The following is a 3,182-nucleotide window of genomic DNA, read 5'->3' as shown; positions in this document are numbered from 1 at the left end:
TGCATCAAGCGGTGGGTGGTAGAGGATGAGCGAGTAGTAAGCAGCCTTGCCGGGCGCACCATTCTTTCTGGCCAGCAGGTCATATCCATCCATGTCGACGATGGCGCGCAGGCGGTCCCAGTCGAACACGGCGTTGCCACCACAACCTCTTGGCCTCAGCAGGTAGACCTTGCGCGTCACTCGATTAAAGCGAATGCGGCCTCGTGCATAGGTGAAGAAGCACGTACGCGCACCCATGATGTCGAACCACAGCCACAACAGGACGCAGCAGCCGAGGGATAAAGGGAAAAGCAGCAGCCAGCCGAACCAGACAAAATTTGACCGTGCTTCAAATGCTCCAAACCAAAGGAAGAGCATGTTTCCGGTGATGAACGGGTGTATTGCAAACCCGTAGAGCCCCCAAAAAACCAGCAAACAAGGCAGCAAGACAAAAAACGAACCGATGCCGGCTTTCCACTGTTGCTCCCACCCCGAATTGCAAAACTCCAGATAGGTTTCGTTCTGCGCGTAGAGGGATCGACCTGGTATTGTTGTGCCAACGGAATCGAGACACTCATCGACCATCAGCAATCTCTTGCTGCCGTCGGCTTGCACACACCTGCGTCCCTCAGCAATCGAACGCCTGCGCGCACGTTGATAGACGTGTTCGTTTGGGAACATTCTCTACTCCCTAATGTGCTGGCTGCAGCTCAGCTCGCACGTTCGACAATTTCTGCAAAGTTTCTTTCAGATCACCATGAATTGGCTTTTTACTCTTGTTCAGAGAACAGTCAGTCAACCAGTTAATCCACTCATCTTCCTTAAAGATTGCGATTGCAACGACAGAAGCAACGACAAGCACCGCTCCGACTAATCCCAGCACAGCACCAAGGCTTGCCGAAGTGATTCCAAGAATGGAAATGTCGAACGCAATCACTGCTGTTCCAGTAATTGTGAAAATGGTACCGAAGACACTCGTGATCTGCGCCAGTGCCAATGCATCTTGCTCTCTCCGTATCGACTGCGCGGCATCTATCCCATCAAACCAAACAGAAACCATCGCCGCGGGCAGCAAGAACTTGAATGCCATTTTTTGCAGATTCCTCAGCTGCGCGACATTCAACGTGTCCAAACCGATCTCCAAGACCTTCTCCTTGTATACGTTGGCGCCTTTGATGCCCTTGAAGATCGTCTCTTCGTACGCTTTGGCGCGCCAGTCTGCAATCGAGCCGATACTTTGCAAGACGTTGCCCGCCATTTCCACCGCGGTGCGCCCATCAGGGTTGACGATAAGTTGTCCACCCTTCAACAAGCTGGCTCCGAAGTCAAAGACACCGGCCAGCATCGCTGCGCGTGAACCAGGCGCTGCACCTTTCGCTCGATCCATCGCCGCTTCGCCGGCCTTGCCCTTCTGAGCAGTGGAAAGCTTGGTCAACTTCTCGGCACGCCCCAGCATCTGTGCGCGCCTTACGTCATTGGCGCGCAACTGCAAGCGCTCGCCTTCATTCTCCACGGTTCGCCCTAGCGTGGTGATGCCGGTCAACGCCATATAGCGGACCAACTGCGCTTCCTTGCGGGTCACAGGCAATGCGGAAAGGCCCGCGACCATCTTCACACTCATCAGTGTCATGACATGCGCGGGCCACGCCAGTTTGCGCAACCTGCCGCTTTCTCCGAGGGCGGGAAACTCACTCATGAATGCAAGGGCCTTGTCGCCAAGGCCGACGCGCCCAGCGAGCAGTTTGAGCTTGACTGCCAGGCTTTCCAGCAATCGAACGCTGGGGTCCGGCGCTGGCAACGCCGTCGTTTGTCCGGCCTGTCCTTCCTCTTCCACCGCGGGTCGGAGCGACGCCAGGTACGCCAAGTTGTTGAAGCACAGCGTGCGAGAGAGGGCGTTGTCACCCCAGAGATCCAACTGCTCCAGCCACTTGCGGCCCCAGTCATTGCTTTCGGTGCCTGCCAGGCATTGGGCCAGTTGAAGACTCAGGTTTGCTCCACCACCGGGGCGATCTACGCGAGCGTCCTTGCCACTGTAGCGACCCATCACATTGAAGAGAGATGAGCTGCCCAGCCAGCGGCCCTGATCCTCTCCGAGCTTGGAGCGCAAGGCTTGGACCTTGTCATGCGCTGGCTTGTGAACGGTATCGACAAAGCTTTTGGCCGTCGATTCATCGAACAGCCGCATGAATTGCGCGTCTATTTTTTGAGTGGCGGTCGTTTCCTGCTGCGCTCTGTTTCGCTCTCTGCTGGCATTTCGTGCAGCAAGCTCCAGGACGCGTGCCTGAGGATCGTTGGGCAACGGCGCACGGAAGCTCTTGGATTCTTCGTAGCCGCTGCCAATCGTTTGAAACGCGCCTTTCTTGACGAGGTCTCGCAGGCTCTTGGCGCTCACTGCCGTTTGAAGAACCCATTCCTTGGTCACGCCCTTGGAAAACCCGCCGGCCTGCTCGATCTGCCAATGGCTGTAGGGCGTTTGAGCTTCTGTTTGCAAGTGCCCAAGCTCCTGGGCAATGCCCACGGCATCGTCGCATGCCACCACCGCCCCCTTGTTCTTCAACAGGAAAATGCGCATACGCTCCAGGCGAGCTCCATGGGCTTTGTCATAGCTTGGACCGATGCGCCTCCTCGTGTCGGTGCTGATCTCCGTGACGCCGGTAGCGTTTCCCATCACGTCATAGCCTGGACTTTGCACCTCAACCTGTTCGTCATAGTCGCCCCAACCACGCTCCTGCGCATTGCTTCCCATCAGCCCATGCATCTGCGGCTCGATGGCGTCGCGCACGGATGGCGTGCTCAGCGCGCTGAACTCCACCATTCGCGGCGCGCACCGCGCCGTGCCCGTCGGTGCGCAGTTCGAAGCCCTGGCCCCGGTCGTCCTTGCGGCCTGCCACGTCCTCGATGCGCGCGATGTGCCCCAGGCTCAGGCTGGAGCTTTGATGGTCGCTCTTGAGCTGGGCCTGGACCTTGCCGCTCGAATCATCGAGTGCGAGATGGTTGCTGCGGCCGCCGCCCAGTTCCCGGCTGCGGAGGCCCGAAAGGTGCTTCTGATCGGGTAGCTGCCAGGCCGGCATCTCGTCGGCGTTGTGCACACGCCCGGTGACGATGGGGCAGTCCGGATCGCCATTGAGGAAGTCGACGATGACCTCCTGCCCGATGCGTGGCAGCGCGGCCATGCCGAAGGTCGAACCCGCCCAGGCCGTCGA

At 58.3% G+C, this 3,182-nt stretch carries 1 protein-coding gene and 2 pseudogenes; all 3 read right to left on the bottom strand.

Annotation, left to right across the window (positions count from 1 at the left end):
- A pseudogene (locus AC1DFC_RS29585) lies at window positions 1-660 on the bottom strand (hypothetical protein); the annotation flags it as partial.
- A gap of 10 nt (window positions 661-670) precedes the next feature.
- Complete coding sequence (locus AC1DFC_RS29580) at window positions 671-2,761, bottom strand: T6SS effector BTH_I2691 family protein (RefSeq protein WP_478180561.1); 2,091 nt, start codon at window positions 2,759-2,761, stop codon at window positions 671-673.
- Window positions 2,748-3,182: pseudogene (locus AC1DFC_RS29575) on the bottom strand (type VI secretion system Vgr family protein); the annotation flags it as partial. The gene AC1DFC_RS29580 and the pseudogene AC1DFC_RS29575, both read right to left, overlap by 14 nt.

It is taken from the genome of Variovorax sp. 10L421, assembly GCF_056395365.1.
Note: the sequence above shows the minus strand (reverse complement) of the source record. Positions and strands in the feature narration are given on the sequence as shown.